The sequence below is a fragment of the Sphingopyxis sp. 113P3 genome, from assembly GCF_001278035.1.
In the GTDB taxonomy this organism is placed as follows: domain Bacteria; phylum Pseudomonadota; class Alphaproteobacteria; order Sphingomonadales; family Sphingomonadaceae; genus Sphingopyxis.
This window is the reverse complement of the sequence record NZ_CP009452.1, coordinates 2544039-2560597: the sequence shown is the minus strand read 5'-3', so window position 1 is coordinate 2560597 and position 16559 is coordinate 2544039. Positions and strand designations below refer to the sequence as shown.

Below are 16559 nucleotides of genomic sequence, written 5' to 3'. Positions count from 1 at the left end.
TAAGGGGTTCGCATGATCCGCTCGTTCCTGCTCGTCACTCTGTCTGCCTGCGCTCTCTCCAGCGCCTCGATCACCGGCGCGGCCGAGGCTGCCGCTCCCAAATCGGCGACTGTCACCAGCGACATTCCGGACAAATTCGTCATTCCCGAGCTGAACGCCGACTATGAAAAGCGCGTCGAGATGATCCCGATGCGCGACGGTACCCGGCTCTACACCGTCATCGTCGTGCCCAAAGGCGCGAAGAACGCGCCGATCGTGCTGACGCGGACCCCCTATAACGCGAAGAGTCGTGCAAACCGCAAGGACAGCCCCAGCATGCTGTCGACTCTGCCGCTCTCTGACGAGATTTTCGTAAAGGACGGCTATATCCGCGTCTATCAGGACATCCGGGGCAAATATGGGTCGGAGGGCGATTATATCGTCAACCGTCCCCCGGTGGGCCCGCTCAACCCGACAAAGGTCGATCATACGACCGACGCGTGGGATACGATCGATTGGCTGGTGAACAAGAAAAACCTGCCCGAATCGAACGGCCGCGTGGGGATGATTGGCTCGTCCTACGAGGGCTTCACCGTCGTTATGGCTCTTTTGAACCCCCACCCGGCCCTGAAGGTAGCGGCGCCCGAAAGCCCGATGATCGACGGCTGGATGGGCGACGACTGGTTCCACCACGGCGCTTTCCGCCTTGCCAATATCGCGTGGATCGGCGGCCAGACGGGCTACAAGGGCGACGGCAAGGTCCCCTCAACCGGCGGCTACGATGATTATGAGAATTTCCGACAAGGCTCTGCGAACGATTGGGCGAAGAAGGTTGGTTATGACCAGTTGCCCTTCTGGCAGAAGATGCTGAAGCACGTCGCCTATGACGAATATTGGCAGCAGCAGGCGCTCGACAAGCTGGTCGCCGCAAACCCTTCTAACGTTCCGACGCTGTGGGAGCAGGGACTGTGGGATCAGGAGGATATGTATGGCGCGATCATGAGCTGGGAAGCCCTGAAGGCAAAGGGGAAGATGGGCAACAACTTCCTCGTCATGGGTCCGTGGCGCCACAGCCAGATCAACCGCGAGGGGCGCTCGCTTGGCCCGTTCCAGTGGGACGGTGACACGGCGGCGCAGTTCCGTGAGGAGATGGTGCTGCCCTTCTTCAGCCAGTATCTGAAGGATGGTCCGCCTGCGAAGCTCCCCGCCGCCGCCATCTACAACACCGGCGAGAATCACTGGGACCGTTTCACGACCTGGCCGCTCGCCTGTGAGAGCGGATGCCAGGCGCCGCTCACCCCGATCTACGTGGGGCCGGAGGGCAGCTTGGGCTTTGGCAAGCCGGCGCCCGGCAAGACCAGCTATATTTCCGACCCCGCGAAGCCCGTGCCGCACCTGTCGCGCCCGGTGAATTTCGGCGACGGGCGCTGGGGTGACTGGCTGGTCAGCGACCAGCGCCACGTCGATGGTCGTCCCGACGTTTTGACCTTCCAGACCGACGTGCTCACCCAGCCGGTGCGCGTGTCGGGCGCGCCGATGGCGAATATATTCGCTCAGATCACCGGATCAGACGTCGATTTCATCGTCAAGCTGATCGACGTCTATCCGGCCGAGGTGGCGACCGATCCGAAGATGGGCGGTTATCAGCTCGCGATCAGCCAGGACATTTTCCGCGGTCGCTATCGTGACAGTTTCTCGAACCCGACCGCAATTCCATCGGGCGTCACACAGGCCTACAAGTTCCGCCTGCCGACGGTGAACCATGTGTTTCAGCCGGGGCACCGGATCATGGTGCAGATCCAGTCGAGCCAGTTCCCACTTTACGACCGTAACCCGCAGACATTCGTGCCCAACATCTTCCTCGCGAAGCCTGAGGATTACAAGAAGCAGGAAGTGACGGTCCTGCAGGGCGGCGATACGGCGAGTGGCGTACTGCTTCCTGTCGTCCCGGTCGACCAGTCGGCGGTCTTGGCGCGGCGATAAGCGGGGGAATGTGTCCCCGCGAAGGCGGGGACCCAGAGTTTGTGCAATCAAGGCTCAGCTGCGACGCTCCAGACTCCCGCCCCCGCGCGAGCACGGCTTTCGTCATGGAGCGGATTTCAGCTCAGCGCGTCGAGACGCTCGATGTCGATGCCGCCCGGCACCAGCATCACCGGGCAGGGCAGGGTGCCCGCGTCGTGCCCAGTGAAATGGGCGACGAGCGGCCCCGGCGCGCCGCTCGGCGCGGTGGCGAGGACGAGGGCGGCGACCTCGTCACTCGTTCCGATCACTTCGCGCACCACCTCGGCGGGCTTGCCCGATTTGACGAGGATTTTGGGCACGACATTGGCTTCCTGCGCGACCGCTTCGGCAGCGGCGGCAGCGAGCGCTTCGGCCTGTTCCCGCGCTTCGGCCTCGATCGTCGCCTGAACACCGCCAAAGGCGAGAAAATCCTGCGGCGGGACGATCGCGAGCACCATCACTCCGCCGCCCGTCCGCGCTGCACGCCGCGCCGCAAAGCGTAGCGCCAGCGTCGCTTCGGGACTGTCGTCGATCACCACCAGATAAGTCCGCATCAGCCCCGACCCCTGCTATTCTTTTCGCTGGGAGACTGCGTCACATTCGTATGAAACGCAAGTTCGCCCCCGCTGGACCTTGACCCCGCTTATGCTTATGGCGAGGGAGAAGCCGTAACGGCAGGCCCCGGCCTCCCCAGACTGACAGGAACCAAAGAGACGATGCCGATCGAACTCAAAATGCCCGCTCTTTCGCCGACGATGGAGGAGGGCACGCTCGCCAAATGGCTGGTCAAGGAAGGCGATGAGGTCAAATCGGGCGACCTGCTCGCCGAGATCGAGACCGACAAGGCAACGATGGAGTTCGAAGCGGTCGACGAGGGAACGATCGCGCAGATATTGGTCCCCGAGGGCACCGACAATGTGAAGGTCGGCACCGTAATCGCGGTAATCGCGGGCGAAGGCGAGGATGCCAGCACGGCGAAAGCTGCGCCTGCTCCCGCCGCTGCTTCGGCGCCGGAGGCGAAGACCGAGCCCGCTCCTGCCCCCACTCCTGCACCGGCTTCCGCACCTGCTCCCGCCACCGCGGCGCCCGCACCGGCGGCCTCGGGCGACCGGATCAAGGCGAGTCCGCTTGCCAAGCGTATCGCAGCCGAACGGGGCATCGACCTCAGCACCGTGACCGGCAGCGGCCCCGGTGGCCGTATTGTCAAGGCCGACCTCGAGGACGCTTCCGCAGGCGTCGCTGCGGCCGCCCCGGCCGCAGCAGCAGCGCCCGCAGCAACCCCCGCGCCTGCGCAGCCCTTCGAGACCGACATTCCGCACACCGCGGAAAAGCTCAGCAACATGCGCAAGACGATCGCGCGCCGCCTTACCGAGGCGAAGCAGACGATCCCGCACATCTACCTGACCGTCGATATCCAGCTCGACAAGCTGCTCAAGCTGCGCGGCGAGCTCAACGCGGCGCTCGAGCCGCAGGGCGTCAAGCTCAGCGTCAATGACCTGCTGATCAAGGCGCTGGCCAAGGCGCTGATTCAGGTGCCCAAATGCAACGTCAGCTACGCCGGCGACCAGCTCATCAGCTATCAACGCGCCGATATTTCGGTTGCGGTCAGCGTTCCCGCGGGCCTGATCACCCCGATCATCGTCGGTGCCAACGAGAAATCGGTGAGTAAGATCTCGACCGAGATGAAGGAACTCGCCGCGCGCGCCAAGGAGGGCAAGCTTCAGCCGCACGAATATCAGGGCGGCACCGCGAGCATCAGCAATATGGGCATGTTTGGCATCACCCAGTTCGACGCGGTCATCAATCCGCCGCAGGGCATGATCATGGCGATCGGCGCGGGCGAGAAGCGTCCGTGGATCGTCGACGACGCTGTCTCGATCGCAACCGTCATGTCGGCGACGGGCAGCTTCGACCACCGCGCCATCGACGGCGCCGACGGCGCGCAGCTGATGCAGGCGTTCAAGCAGATTGTCGAAAACCCGCTCGGACTGGTGGCGTAACATGGCAGATACCAGCTACGACCTCATCGTCCTCGGCTCGGGCCCCGGCGGCTATGTCGCGGCGATCCGTGCGGCGCAATTAGGGCTGAAGACCGCGATCGTCGAGCGCGAGAATTTGGGCGGCATCTGCCTCAATTGGGGCTGCATCCCAACCAAGGCGCTGCTGCGCTCGGCCGAAATCTATCATTACATGCAGCACGCGAAGGACTACGGCCTCGCCGCGGCGAGCATCAGCGCCGATCTCGAGGCGGTGGTGAAGCGCAGCCGCGGGGTAGCGAAGCAGCTCAACCAGGGCGTCACGCACCTGTTGAAGAAGAACAAGATCACCGTGCATATGGGCGAAGGCAAGCTCACCGCTCCAGGCAAGCTCGAAGTGAAGGGCGCGAAGGGCAGCGAAACGCTGACCGCGAAACATATCATCGTCGCGACGGGCGCTCGCGCTCGCGATCTGCCCTTTGCTCCTGCCGACGGCAAGCGCATCTGGACCTATCGCCATGCGATGACCCCGCCCGAAATGCCGAAAAAGCTGCTCGTTATCGGCTCGGGGGCGATCGGAATAGAATTTGCAAGCTTCTACAAGGACATGGGCGCCGAAGTGACGGTCGTGGAGATGCTCGATCGCATCGTTCCCGTCGAGGACGCCGATGTGTCGAACTTCCTTGAAAAAGCGCTTAAAAAACAAGGAATGACGATCCTGACCGGGGCCGGTGTCGAGGAATTGAAGGCGACCGCGACCGGTGTTTCGGCGAAGATCAAGACGAAGGACGGAAAGGTCGAGGCGGGCGATTTCAGCCATGCGATCGTCGCTATCGGTATCGTTCCCAATACCGAGGACATCGGACTCGATACGCTTGGTGTGAAGACGACCAAGGGGCATATCGACACTGACCCCTATTGCCGCACCAATGTGAAAAGTCTGTGGGCGATCGGCGACGTCACCGCGCCCCCCTGGCTCGCGCACAAGGCGAGCCACGAAGGGGTAATCGCCGCCGAAGCGATCGCACAGGAGCTTGGAAACAAGGACGTCCACCCGCATCCGATGGACGTGCGCAACATCCCCGGCTGCACCTATTGCCACCCGCAGATCGCCAGCGTCGGCCTGACCGAGGCGAAGGCGAAGGAAGCGGGATATGAGGTGAAGGTCGGCAATTTCCCCTTTATCGGCAACGGCAAGGCGATCGCGCTGGGCGAGGTCGAGGGTTTTGTGAAGACCGTGTTCGATGCAAAGACCGGCGAACTGCTCGGCGCGCATATGGTCGGCGCCGAAGTCACCGAAATGATCCAGGGCTACACCGTGGGCAAGACGGCCGAGCTGGTCGAGGAAGATTTCATGCACACGGTCTATCCGCATCCGACAATCAGCGAGACAATGCACGAGGCGGTCCTTTCTGCGTACGGACGCGCACTCCATATCTGAACGCTCCGCCTTGGGCCGCTGGCTCGCCTCGACGCTGCTTCTTGGAGCGGCGCTGCTGCTGGGCTTGCTCGTTCAAGGTCCCGCGCTGATAGCGGCCGATGTCGCCCTTGCAACCCCCGTTCTCCTCCGAGCGGACGCCGCGCCTCCCGCGCTCATTGCCTTCATGCAGGGCATCAGCTGGTTCGGAGGCGGAATTCCCCGCTGGACGCTCGTCCTGTTTCTGGTTGCGTTCCTCTGGCGGAAGGCCGGGCGGAGACCCGCGCTGCTGCTCGCGTGCACTGCTGTCGCGGCCAATCTGGCATCGAGCGTGCTCAAGAATATTTTTGACCGGCCGCGACCCAGCCTCATTCCCCATCTCGACCAAGTATCGAGCTGGTCTTATCCGAGCGGCCACGCCACCAGCGTCACTGCAATCGCGCTCATTCTGGCGCTCCTCGCGCCCCGGCCATGGCGCCGAGTGGCGGCATGGTGCGCGGCAGCCGCCATTCTGTCGACCGCGTTGTCGCGAGTCATGCTGGGAGTCCACTGGCCGAGTGATGTGCTGGGCGGAACGATGCTTGGTGCTGCCTTCGCTCTCGCCGCATCCGCGACCGATCGGCGCGTCAGGCGCTGAGCAGGACGACGCCGGCGATCAGCAATATGGAGCCTGCAAGGCGCCAGCGTCCTACCGCTTCGCCGAGGAAGATCATTCCGAACAATGCGCCTGCCATCATCGACATCTCGCGCGTCGGCGCCACGACGTGCAAGGGCGCACCCATTTTGAGCGCCGTCAGCACGAGAATATAGGAAGCTGGCGAGAGCAGTCCCACAGCTATGGCCCGCCCCCAATGACCGCGCATCCGCGCCATCACGTTGCGGCGATCGCGCAGGACGAGGGGCAAGAGGAAGAGGAAGCGCAGCATGTTCGAAAGCCAGTCCAGTACCACCGGCACCACGCCCAGCATCTTTACCGCCCAACCGTCAACCACGGTATAAGCTGCGATTAGCGCGCCCGTCCCCATGCCCCAACGCACTCCGCGATGGGCCTCGGGGGTACGAAACGCCGCGAAGCGCCCCTGCGTCGCGATCAGCGCGATCCCTGCGACAACGAGTATCAGGCCGGCCAGTCCGGACGCACGGATATCCTCGCCCAGCAGCAGGAAAGCGCCGACCGATGCCAGCATCGGTCCAGTGCCGCGCGCGACCGGATAGACGACCGACAGATCGGCAAGCTGATAGCCGCGCTGAAGGCAAAGACTGTAAGCGAGGTGCACGAGCGCGGAGAGGAAAACAAAGCCAGCCGCCGCCCCGCTCCACGCCATTCCCTCGGTGAGCAGGATCCAGACGACCCACGGCGCATAGACGACGGTCGCAACCAGATTATAGGCAAAGACAAAAGCTGTCCCTGCGTGGGCCGCCCGCTTGGCGAGGAGGTTCCATGTGGCGTGGAACAGGGCGGCGAGGACGACCAGGCTGAGCGAAAGCAAAGACATCGCAGCTCGCGCCTACCGAGTCGCCCTGCGCTCGGCGGCGTATCGCCTCCGCTGCATCAACGGCCAGGCCGCGCGCCCTTTTCGGCGAATTCGGCGACCAGCGGCGCATAATCTTCCATTGCGGGAAATTCCTCGAAACTGTGCAGCGCGCCGGTCTTCGCCCAGGCGAGTGCCTCGCTGGTATAGCTTTCGATAAACGGCGCGAACCAGCTGAAGTCATCAAGCATCGAGGGGCGAACGTTGGTGAAACCTAGGCTGGGTTCGACCTCGGTGAAAGCCCAGCTTTTGCAGTGGTCGCAATGCCAATGGTGCAGATCGGGATCGTGCAGACCCCCAAGGACCGGCTCGCCTTCGGTCACGTGAAATCCGCTGTCCGGTATCGCCATGGAAAGGGAGTAGGCGCTCGCGCTCATCTTCTGGCAGCCGGTGCAGTGGCACGCCATGGTGAGCAGGGGCGGCGTGCTGATCTCGAACCGCAGCTTGCCGCACCGGCAACCGCCCGCCCAAGGTAGCTTCCAGTCGCCCATCGTGACGTTCCTTTTCTTGCCGGCGGCTTGTGGAGCGAGTCGCTTCGCCGCCTTGTGTCCGATGAATTGCCATGGCCCTGCCGCCCTCGCAATGTTGCACTCGATTTGCGCGGAGCCTGCTTTTTTCGCTGTCGCGAAATCTTTCTTTTTGTCATCAGGGGTGCGGGGTTTGAGTGGGGAGGGGGACCATGCGCTTTCGTGGGACGATCGGCAATATTCTGCGGGTAATGGCCTTTGCGGCGACGGCGTCTCTCGCGCCGCAGGGGGAAGCGGCAGAGCAGGCAGGAGGTTCAGGATCCTCCGTGATCACCGCCGCCCGCATGCTGGACGTCAACAGTGGGAAGACGATCGAGCATCCAGCGATCTTTGTCGGCGCTGACGGGCGCATCACCCAGATCGCCGACGCGCGCACCGTGCGCTGGAGCGCGGACGTCGAGCATATCGACCTTGGCGAGCGGACCCTGCTTCCTGGGCTTATTGACATGCACGTCCACCTGACCGCCCTTGCGGAGGTCGGCGGTTATCAGGGGCTGCGCTACACTGACAGTTTCTGGACGGCCGTTGGTGTCGCCAATGCCAAGACGACGATCGAGGCGGGTTTCACAACTGTACGCAATGTCGGATCGGCCGATTTCGAAGACGTCGGCCTCAAGCAGGCGATCGAAGGGGGCTATATCATCGGGCCGCGCATCATTCCCGCAGGCTGGGCGCTCGGTGCAACCGGAGGGCATTGCGACAGCGGGGGACTGCCGCCCTCGATGGACCGCAAGGAGCCCTCGGTGATCGACAGCCCCGAGGAGGCTCGCCGCAAGGTGCGCTGGCTGCACAAATATGGCGCCCGCGCGATCAAGATCTGCGCGACCGGCGGGGTGTTTTCCCTTGGTGACAGTGTCGGCGCGCAGCAGCTGACGCTCGAGGAAATGAGGGCGATTGCCGAAGAGGCGCATATGCTGGGGATCAAGGTCGCGGCGCATGCTCATGGGGATGAAGGGATTCGCGCCGCGATCCTCGCGGGCATCGACACCATCGAGCATTGCAGCCTGGCAAGCGACCAGACGCTCAAACTCGCGGCCGAACGCAAAACCTGGTTCGCGATGGATATCTACAATGACGATTATATCCTTGCAACGGGTACTGCCAACGGCACCGAGCAGGAAAGCCTCGACAAGGAAAAGGCGATCGGCCTTGCACAACGCCAGACTTTCCAGCGCGCTGTAAACGCGGGCGTGCGGATGATTTTTGGTACCGATGCCGGGGTGTTTCCCCATGGCGACAATGCACGACAATTTGCGAAGATGGTCGAGTGGGGAATGACGCCAATCGAGGCGATCCGCGCCGCGACGCTGAACGCGGCCGAAGCGTTGGGGATGGGCGGCGACATAGGTGCGATAGTGGTCGGCCGCTTTGCTGACATCATCGCCATCGAGGGCGACCCGCTCGCGGACGTAACGCGGCTCCAGCATGTCGCAGCTGTGGTGAAGGGCGGGGTCCTGATGAAGCGCGAATAGGCCGTAAAAATGGGGTGGAAATCGGCAACAGCAGATTCTAGGCTTGCCAAAGGTCGCTCACGCTTGCGGACGAAGGCAGAATGTCGCGCCGCGAGCCGTTGCTTTAACGCCTTTCCTTTTCGAAAAGCGAGGAATTGACCGATGATATTGTTGCGAGCGACCCTATTGTCCTTGACGGCATCTCTGTGCCTTTCCGCCTGCGGAGATGCGGACACCGCGCCGGGCGACGCGCCAGACGCCGCGATGACCGGAACGTCCGGCGAGACCGATGCGGCCCAGGGCAGCATTCCCACACTGGCCGACGGATCCGACGTGTGCTTTCGCGCCATCGCCAAGCATTTGGGCGCAGATGCCAAGGTGTCCGAGATTACCTCGTTCTTCAGCGTCGGCAAGGAAATTGACCCCAGTGACGGCAAGCCCGCAGGCGAGATGACCAGCTGTTCGGTGCAGTATCAGAACCCTGATGATCCGCGAAAGCTCCTGAATACCCGCCTCGACCTCAACAGCGGTCAATTCTCACCCCCCAGTCCGGTCGAGATAACGGTGATGGGCGGCAATGCCGCGGATTTTCGGCTGGATGATTATCTGATTCCGCTGTCGCAGGTCGACGCCGCTGCGCTTTCCTCGGTCATGGCCGCGCAAAAAGGGCGACTGAGCAGCGTGTACGGCAATTATGCCTGGTCTGGAGTCCGCCTTTCGGCGCCCGGCCCCTTCAACAACAGGCATACGCTGCGTCTCGACCTGACCGGACGGCTCGCGGCGAACGACATCAAGGAGACCGGCTATGCCTCGGTGTCGACCGATGGCAAGACGATCACCGCGGACCATTTGATGCCCTGAGCGCAGGCATCAGACGACCAGCCGATCGATCATCGCCTCGCGCATTTCGGGCGTAAAATTAAGGACCGCTTCGGCGTAGGCGGGAATGTCGCCATGATCGCGGCGCACCGTGGCAAGAGCCGCGTCGAGATATGCAGGGTTGACCGACATCAATGCGCGGATCGCGTCCTCGCCGATCTCGGCGCCGTAGCGGTCGCGAATATGCGCTGCACCCTGGCTCACGCGCTCGTCGATTTTGCCGGCAGTATTGGTTAGCAGATAGTCGTGCATCAGATCGTCTTCATGCACGCCGAGCAGCCGATGGACGATCGCGACCGCAAAGCCGGTACGGTCCTTGCCGGCGACGCAGTGGACCAAGCTGGGTGCGTCATATTCAGCAAGCGCCGAGAGGTAGAGGCGCAGCGTCGCAACGAGCGCGGGGCGATAGGGCATGCCGGCGTAGGTATCGACCATCCGCGCCCGGGCCGTCGCGGCGTCGATTGCACCGCCAGCGGCCTGTAGGTGCGGGGCAAGACCCGCGGTGACGCCGCCGGCAAACAGCACGCGGCCCGCGAAATTCTCGCTGCGACGGCACGGATGCATCTGGCGCTCATCGTCGCCGCGCAGATCGATGATCGTTTCGATGCCGAGCGCATCGATCGTCGCGAGGTCGTCATCGGCGGCTTCGACATGGTGCGCCGAGCGCCACAGGATGCCGTCACGCAGCCGCCCGCCGCTTTCGACGGCGTAGCCGCCATAATCGCGGAAATTATGGACGCCCGACAGGGACAGAACGCGATCGGCGAGCATGGTCATTCTCCCGTGAATACCGGCGCCCGCTTTTCGACGAAGGCGTTGATGGCCTCGCGGTTGTCGGCGGTTTCGTGAACGATGGCCTGATAAGCGGCGCTGAGTTCGAGGATATCGCTCATTCGGCTATGCTGCGCTTCGCGCAGCAGCCGCTTGGTGAGCCGCAGCGCGCGCGGCGGATTGCAGACGATACGGTCGGCAATGGCGAGTGCGCGGTCGAGGAGATCGGCGTCGGGTACGACCTCGGAAACCAGGCCATAGTCCTTTGCGGCCTGCGCATCGAAGCGGTCACCGGTCAGGAACAGTTCGGCGGCGCGCGGATAACCGAGCACGCGCTGAAGCAGCCACGCACCGCCATCGCCTGGAACGATCCCGACCTTGATGAAGCTGCATGCGAACTGAGCGCTTTGTGCGGCAATGCGGATGTCACAGGTGCACGCGAGATCGCAGCCCAGCCCCACGGCATGACCGTTGACCGCGGCGATCATCGGAATCTCGCAGTCCATCAGCGCGCGGATCACGGCCTGGACGCCGCGGCGATAGTTGGCGCGGGTCGAGTCGGGCTGGTCGAGAACGCCAATGCCCTTGCGCTCCTGCATCGATTTCAGATTGCCGCCGGCGCTGAACGCCTTGCCGGTACCGGTGAGGATGATCGCGCTGACACCCCGATCCTCGCCCAGAACGCGCAGTGTGTCGATAATATCGTCGCAATCGGCATGCGTTCCGATCGCGTTCATGCTTTCAGGCTTGCTCATTGTCAGGATTGCGATCTTGCCCCGCCGCTCGACGCTCAGAAATTCACCCATCGTCCAATTCATCCTTTTCAGTTTCGAAAAGCTATTGCATGGCTGGCGGGACATGCAAGGCTTTGCACTCTACCCTTTCCACCCGCCAGGCGATAGCTCGGCATTGCGAACCGGTCTGCGGCGCTGGCTCGCCGAGCATCAGCCGCAGGACGATGCCGTTCGGCGCGCGAACTGCTGGGCGAGCTTCGATCCCGATTTCAGCCGAGCGCTGGGCGCTGCGGGATATATCGGCATGACCTTGCCCGCCCGCTATGGCGGCGGCGAGCGGCATCCACTTGAACGCTATGTGGTGATCGAGGAATTGCTCGCCGCCGGCGCACCTGTCGGCGCACACTGGATTGCCGACCGCCAGACGGGTCCCCTGATTCTGCGCTATGGCACTGAGGAGCAGCGGGAGCGCTATCTCCCAGGCATTGCCCGCGGCGAAACCTACGCCTGCATCGGACTTTCCGAACCGGGCGCCGGTTCGGATCTTGCCGCCGTACGGACAAGCGCTCGCGAAACGGCAGAGGGCTGGCGGATCAATGGACAGAAGATCTGGACCACGGGCGCGCACCTGTCGCACATCATGCTCGCCTTGGTGCGGACTGAAGAGGGGAGCGAGCGCAATGCAGGGCTCAGTCAGTTCCTGATCGATCTCGATACGCCCGGCATCACCATCCGGCCGATCATCGACATGGCGGGACACCACGACTTCAACGAAGTCTTTTTCGACGATGTCCTCGTCCCGCACGGCGCGCTGGTCGGCGAGCGGGGGCAGGGGTGGAAACAGGTCACCGCCGAACTCGGGCTCGAGCGGTCGGGGCCGGAGCGTTATCTGTCAAGCCACGCGCTGCTCGCGGCACTCATCGACGCCGCGGGGCCCGATCCCGCGCCCGCACTTGCAGTGCTGATCGGCGAGTTGACTGCGGAGATGTGGACGCTGCGCCAATTGTCGATGTCGACCGCGGCAAAACTCGCGGCAGGCGAAGATCCGATGGTCGAGGCGTCGGTGGTCAAGGAATTGGGCAATGCGTTCGAACAGGACTTGCCCCGACGTGTGCAGGCGGTGGTCGAGTGCGGCTGGGACGACCCGGACGATCTCGCGCGGTTGCTGCGCGCGCTTCTCATCGCGTCGCCCAGCTTCTCGCTGCGCGGCGGAACGCGCGAGGTGATCCGCGGGATCATCGCGCGCGGGTTGGGGCTGCGATGAGCGCGGCGCGCGAGATGCTGTGCGACACCGCGCGCGCGGTGTTCGGCGATGCCACCGAAGCCGGCATGGCGCCGATCGAGACAGCGGGGTTCGTCCTCCTGCTCGTTCCCGAGGCCGACGGCGGGTTCGGCGGCGATTGGGGCGACGTGAACGCGGTGCTCCGCATCGCGGGCGTCGTGGTGCCGGACCTGCCGGTGGCCAATCTGATCCTGTCGGGGCTCAAGGACGCCCCGGAAGCGCTCCGTGCTGCCGCGACGGTCGGCTTGATGGCGGGGGCGATGGGACAGGCGCTTGCACTGTCGATCGAGCATGTGAATACGCGCCAGCAGTTCGGGCGACCGCTCGGCAAGTTCCAGGCCGTGCAGCAGTCCCTCGCCGTCCTGGCGTGCGAGGTCGCGGCAGTGGATGCCGCGGCAGCGGCGATGGCGTCGCGTCTCGACGCGACCGGGCTCGATGCCGAAGCCGCAGACTTCGAGATTGCGGCGGCGAAGTTGCGCGCCAATCGCGCGGTCGGTGTCGTCACGGCGGTCGCGCACCAGGTTCACGGCGCGATCGGTTTTACCCGCGAGTATGACCTCCACCGCGCGACAATCCCGCTGATGCGCTGGCGCGGGATGCACGGCAACGACGCCTATTGGGCCGAGCGACTGGGGCGGCAAGTCTCCGGTTTCGGCGGGCGCGGTCTGTGGGAAAACCTGACCGCGCGCGCCGAATGACCGATCAGCGCACCGCGCCGCCGTCTCGCAATGCCGCGATTTTCGCGCTGTCATATCCGAGGCTCGCGAGCACCTTGTCGGCGTCGGCTCCCACCTCGGGCGCTGCGCGCGGCGTGTCGTTCACAGTTGCCGAATAGCGCGGCGCGGGAGCGGGCTGGGTCGCACCGCCGACGGTGATGAAGGTCTCCCGCTCGATATTATGCGGGTGCTTCGGCGCCTCCTCCAGCGACAGCACCGGCGCGAAGCAGACATCGGTCATTTCCATGAGCTCGCACCATTCGTCGCGCGTTTTCGTCGCAAAGAGCACGGTCAACCGTTCCTTGAGCGGACCCCATTGCGAGGGGTCCGTTTGCGCATCGAACGCAGTGTCGCGGTCCAGCCCGGTCTTTTCGCGCAGCAGAGCGTAGAATTGCGGTTCGATCGAGCCGATCGAGATGAACTTGCCGTCGGCGCAGCGGTACGTGTCATAGAAATGCGCGCCGCCGTCGAGCATGTTGACGCCGGCTTCGTCCTTGAGGCGGCCCATCGCCCGAAACCCCCAGGTCATTCCCGCGAGGAGGGCCGAGCCGTCGGTCATTGCGCAGTCGATTACCTGTCCTTCGCCGGTTTTCGCAGCATGAAGCAGGGCGCTTGCCATGCCGAAGGCGAGCATCATGCCGCCGCCTCCAAAGTCGCCGACATAATTGACCGGTGGCACCGGCTTCTCACCAGCGCGGCCGATACCGTGGAGCACGCCCGAGAGCGAAATATAATTGATGTCGTGCCCTGCCGCCTGGGCGTAAGGACCGAACTGCCCCCAGCCGGTCATGCGGCCATATACGAGCTTCGGATTATCACCGAGCAGTACCTCCGGGCCTAGTCCCAGGCGTTCCATCACGCCGGGGCGATAGCCCTCGATGATGCCGTCTGCACTCTTGCAGAGATCGCGCGCGGTTTGCACGGCGTCAGGGTTCTTCATGTCGAGGGCAATTGAAGTTCGTCCGCGCGACAGGGGGTCGCGCGGATCCATGAACCCGCCGGGTCGGTCGATGCGGATCACCTCGGCACCATGGTCGGCGAGCATCATGCCGCAAAAGGGACCGGGGCCGATCCCTGCAAACTCGATGATTCGAATGCCCTTGAGGGGTCCTGCCATATCACTCTCCTATCTTTGTGTGCTCGTCCTCATGGGTCGAGCTCAGGCGAGGCGCGATCCGAAGCGCGAAACCGCTCTCGATCGCTGCCTCGCGCGTGACAATCTTATATGCGTTCGATGATGATTGCGGGGGCCATACCGCCCGCGGCGCACATGGTGACCAGGCCGTAGCGGCCGCCCGAGCGTTCAAGCTCGTCGAGCGCGGTGCCGATGAGGATCGAGCCGGTGGCGCCGATCGGGTGTCCGAGCGCCATGGCGCCGCCGTTGATGTTCACCTTCTCGCGGTCGAGCTTGAGATCGCGGATGAACTTTTCGGCGACGACGGCGAAGGCCTCGTTGATTTCCCAGACGTCGATGTCGTCCGTCGTAAGGCCGGCCTTTTCGAGCACCTTCTTCGCTGCGGGAACCGGCGCGTTGAGCATGAGCGTCGGATCGTCGCCCATATTGGCATAAGCGACGATGCGCGCGCGCGGCTTGAGGCCATGCTTGTCGGCATAATCCCTGGAGGTGATGAGCACCGCCGCCGCGCCGTCCACTACGCCTGAGGAGTTGCCGGCGTGGTGGACACCTTCCCATTCAAGATTTGGGTACCGGCGCTGGATCTGCTTGGCGAAGGTCACGCCATTGCCAAGATCGAAGTCCTTGAGTGCGGCGAAACTCGGTTTCAGGGCAGCGAGGCCTTCGGCGGTGGTGTCGGGGCGCGGAAATTCCTCATGGTCGAGCGCGACGCTGCCGTCGGTGTTGTAAACGGGAACCACCGACTTGTCGAAGCGGCCTTCCTTGATCGCGCGGTCGGCGCGCTGCTGGCTGACGAGCGCGAGCGCGTCGAGCGCCTCGCGGCTAATGCCTTCCAGCGCTGCGATTGCGTCGCCGCACACGCCCTGGTGCGACTGCGGGTGCAGTTCGTCGAGCGCTGCGTTGCCCGAGCCCATGCCGAGCGGCTTGATGCCGGCGTTGGCTTCCTCAGCGCCGATCTGCGCGGTGTAGCTCATCATTTCGGTGCCGCCCGCGATGACGCAGTCTTCCATGCCGGACATCACCGATGCGGATGCGAAGTTCACGCTGCTGATGCCGCCGCCGCAGAAACGGTCGAGGGTCGTGCCGCTGGCCTTGATGTCATAGCCCGCCGACAGCGCAGCCATCCGGCCCAGGTCGCCGCCCTGCTTGCCCTTTTGCGTCGAGGTCGACCAGACGATGTCGTCGACGGTCGCGGTGTCGAGATTATTGCGGTCGCGGATCGCTTTGAGCACCGTCGCGGCGAGATGCTGCGGGTGGAGGTGCGAGAGCGCGCCCTTGCCAGGCTTGCCGATCCCGCGCGGGGTGCGGACGGCGTCGATGATATAGGCTTCGGACATATTCGGTTCCTTTTTGTGAGAGAGGAAGGTCAGCGCGGCGCCATGCGGATCGCGCCGTCGAGGCGCACGGCCTGACCGTTGAAATAGGTATTGCGCACCATCTCCATCGCGAGGCTCGCATACTCCTCTGCCTTGCCGAGCCGCTTCGGGAAAGGAACCGAGGCTTCGAGGCTTTCCTTGACCTTCGGGTTCATGTTGCCAAGCAGCGGTGTGCCGAACACCCCTGGCATGATCGAGTTCACGCGGATACCGAGATCCATGAGGTCGCGGGCCATCGGGAGAACGAGGCCGTTCACGCCCGCCTTCGCCGAACCGTAGATCACCTGCCCGATCTGCGCGTCCTGCGCTGCGACCGACGCGGTGAAGATGATCGCGCCGCGTTCGCCATCCTCAAGCTCGGGCAAGGTCGCCATACCCTCGGCGGCAATCGAGCCTACGCGATAGCTGGCGGTCAGAATGCCTGCGACACCAAATTCATAATCCTCAGTGGGGGTGCGGCGGTATTTTCCCGTCTCCTTGTCGAACGCGAGCGTCTTGCCGCGGCGCGAGGTCATCGCGCAGTGTACCGCAACGCGTTCCTGTCCGTGCGCCGCGCGCGCCTTGGCGAAGCCATCGACGACCGACTGCTCGTCAGTGATGTCGACATGGACGAAAAGTCCTCCGATCGACTGAGCGACCTCCTCGCCGAGCGCGTCGTTGATGTCGAAGATGGCAACTTTGACACCCGCGGCGGCGAGCGCTTCGGCTGTGGCACGGCCGAGGCCGGAGGCGCCCCCGGTCACGACAGCGGAAACGGAAGAATCGATTTTCATGGGGAGGCTC

General features: G+C 63.8%; 16 protein-coding genes. 8 read left to right on the top strand and 8 right to left on the bottom strand.

The window, feature by feature from the left end:
* Window positions 1-12 precede the first annotated feature (12 nt).
* Window positions 13-1962: a CocE/NonD family hydrolase gene (locus LH20_RS12520; RefSeq protein WP_053554482.1), complete on the top strand. Its 1950-nt coding sequence runs from the start codon at window positions 13-15 to the stop codon at window positions 1960-1962.
* Window positions 1963-2078: 116 nt separating this feature from the next.
* On the opposite strand, the gene LH20_RS12515 is transcribed toward LH20_RS12520, so the two are convergent.
* A complete protein-coding gene (locus LH20_RS12515) occupies window positions 2079-2534 on the bottom strand; it encodes a universal stress protein (protein WP_053554481.1) in 456 nt (151 codons plus the stop codon).
* Between the two features lie 162 nt (window positions 2535-2696).
* Here LH20_RS12515 and LH20_RS12510 point away from each other — a divergent pair, with 162 nt between their 5' ends.
* The 3 genes from LH20_RS12510 to LH20_RS12500 are packed head-to-tail and all read left to right on the top strand — an operon-like array spanning window position 2697 to window position 6010.
* A complete protein-coding gene (locus tag LH20_RS12510) occupies window positions 2697-3980 on the top strand; it encodes a pyruvate dehydrogenase complex dihydrolipoamide acetyltransferase (protein WP_053554480.1) in 1284 nt (427 codons plus the stop codon).
* Between the two features lies 1 nt (window position 3981).
* On the top strand, window positions 3982-5397 hold the full coding sequence (gene lpdA / locus LH20_RS12505) for a dihydrolipoyl dehydrogenase (protein WP_053554479.1): 1416 nt from the start codon (window positions 3982-3984) through the stop codon (window positions 5395-5397).
* Window positions 5398-5407: 10 nt separating this feature from the next.
* A complete protein-coding gene (locus LH20_RS12500; protein ID WP_053554478.1) occupies window positions 5408-6010 on the top strand; it encodes a phosphatase PAP2 family protein in 603 nt (200 codons plus the stop codon).
* Here the strand turns inward: LH20_RS12500 and LH20_RS12495 are convergent.
* Both LH20_RS12495 and LH20_RS12490 read right to left on the bottom strand, forming a co-directional pair.
* Window positions 6000-6869 carry a DMT family transporter gene (locus LH20_RS12495; RefSeq protein ID WP_053554477.1) on the bottom strand — a complete coding sequence of 290 codons (870 nt, stop codon included), beginning with the start codon at window positions 6867-6869 and terminating at the stop codon, window positions 6000-6002. The two genes, LH20_RS12500 and LH20_RS12495, sit on opposite strands and share 11 nt — an antisense overlap.
* 56 nt (window positions 6870-6925) lie before the next feature.
* Window positions 6926-7396 carry a GFA family protein gene (locus tag LH20_RS12490; RefSeq protein ID WP_053554476.1) on the bottom strand — a complete coding sequence of 157 codons (471 nt, stop codon included), beginning with the start codon at window positions 7394-7396 and terminating at the stop codon, window positions 6926-6928.
* A 188-nt stretch (window positions 7397-7584) separates the two neighbouring features.
* Between LH20_RS12490 and LH20_RS12485 the strand changes: the two genes are divergently transcribed.
* Complete coding sequence (locus LH20_RS12485) at window positions 7585-8904, top strand: Xaa-Pro dipeptidase (protein WP_053554475.1); 1320 nt, start codon at window positions 7585-7587, stop codon at window positions 8902-8904.
* A gap of 171 nt (window positions 8905-9075) precedes the next feature.
* A complete protein-coding gene (locus LH20_RS12480; protein ID WP_235526969.1) occupies window positions 9076-9744 on the top strand; it encodes a hypothetical protein in 669 nt (222 codons plus the stop codon).
* 9 nt (window positions 9745-9753) lie between these two features.
* On the opposite strand, the gene LH20_RS12475 is transcribed toward LH20_RS12480, so the two are convergent.
* Together LH20_RS12475 and LH20_RS12470 are read right to left on the bottom strand one after the other, a co-directional pair.
* Complete coding sequence (locus LH20_RS12475) at window positions 9754-10539, bottom strand: tyrosine-protein phosphatase (protein WP_083455395.1); 786 nt, start codon at window positions 10537-10539, stop codon at window positions 9754-9756.
* Complete coding sequence (locus LH20_RS12470) at window positions 10536-11339, bottom strand: crotonase/enoyl-CoA hydratase family protein (RefSeq protein WP_053554472.1); 804 nt, start codon at window positions 11337-11339, stop codon at window positions 10536-10538. Before LH20_RS12470 ends, LH20_RS12475 begins: the two co-directional genes overlap by 4 nt.
* A gap of 52 nt (window positions 11340-11391) precedes the next feature.
* On the opposite strand from LH20_RS12470, the gene LH20_RS12465 reads away from it, so the two are divergent.
* Complete coding sequence (locus LH20_RS12465; RefSeq protein ID WP_053556274.1) at window positions 11392-12531, top strand: acyl-CoA dehydrogenase family protein; 1140 nt, start codon at window positions 11392-11394, stop codon at window positions 12529-12531.
* On the top strand, window positions 12528-13247 hold the full coding sequence (locus LH20_RS23755; protein WP_053554471.1) for an acyl-CoA dehydrogenase family protein: 720 nt from the start codon (window positions 12528-12530) through the stop codon (window positions 13245-13247). The genes LH20_RS12465 and LH20_RS23755 overlap by 4 nt, the downstream gene beginning before the upstream one ends.
* Before the next feature lie 4 nt (window positions 13248-13251).
* Here the strand turns inward: LH20_RS23755 and LH20_RS12455 are convergent, their stop codons facing one another.
* The 3 genes from LH20_RS12455 to LH20_RS12445 all read right to left on the bottom strand — a co-directional run bounded on the left by LH20_RS12455 (window position 13252) and on the right by LH20_RS12445 (window position 16549).
* Window positions 13252-14382 (bottom strand): CaiB/BaiF CoA transferase family protein, encoded by a 1131-nt coding sequence (locus LH20_RS12455; RefSeq protein ID WP_053554470.1) that lies wholly within the window; start codon window positions 14380-14382, stop codon window positions 13252-13254.
* A gap of 104 nt (window positions 14383-14486) precedes the next feature.
* Window positions 14487-15737, bottom strand: coding sequence for an acetyl-CoA C-acetyltransferase (locus LH20_RS12450; RefSeq protein WP_053554469.1), 1251 nt, complete (start codon window positions 15735-15737; stop codon window positions 14487-14489).
* Between the two features lie 29 nt (window positions 15738-15766).
* A complete protein-coding gene (locus LH20_RS12445; protein WP_053554468.1) occupies window positions 15767-16549 on the bottom strand; it encodes an SDR family NAD(P)-dependent oxidoreductase in 783 nt (260 codons plus the stop codon).
* Window positions 16550-16559 lie beyond the last annotated feature (10 nt).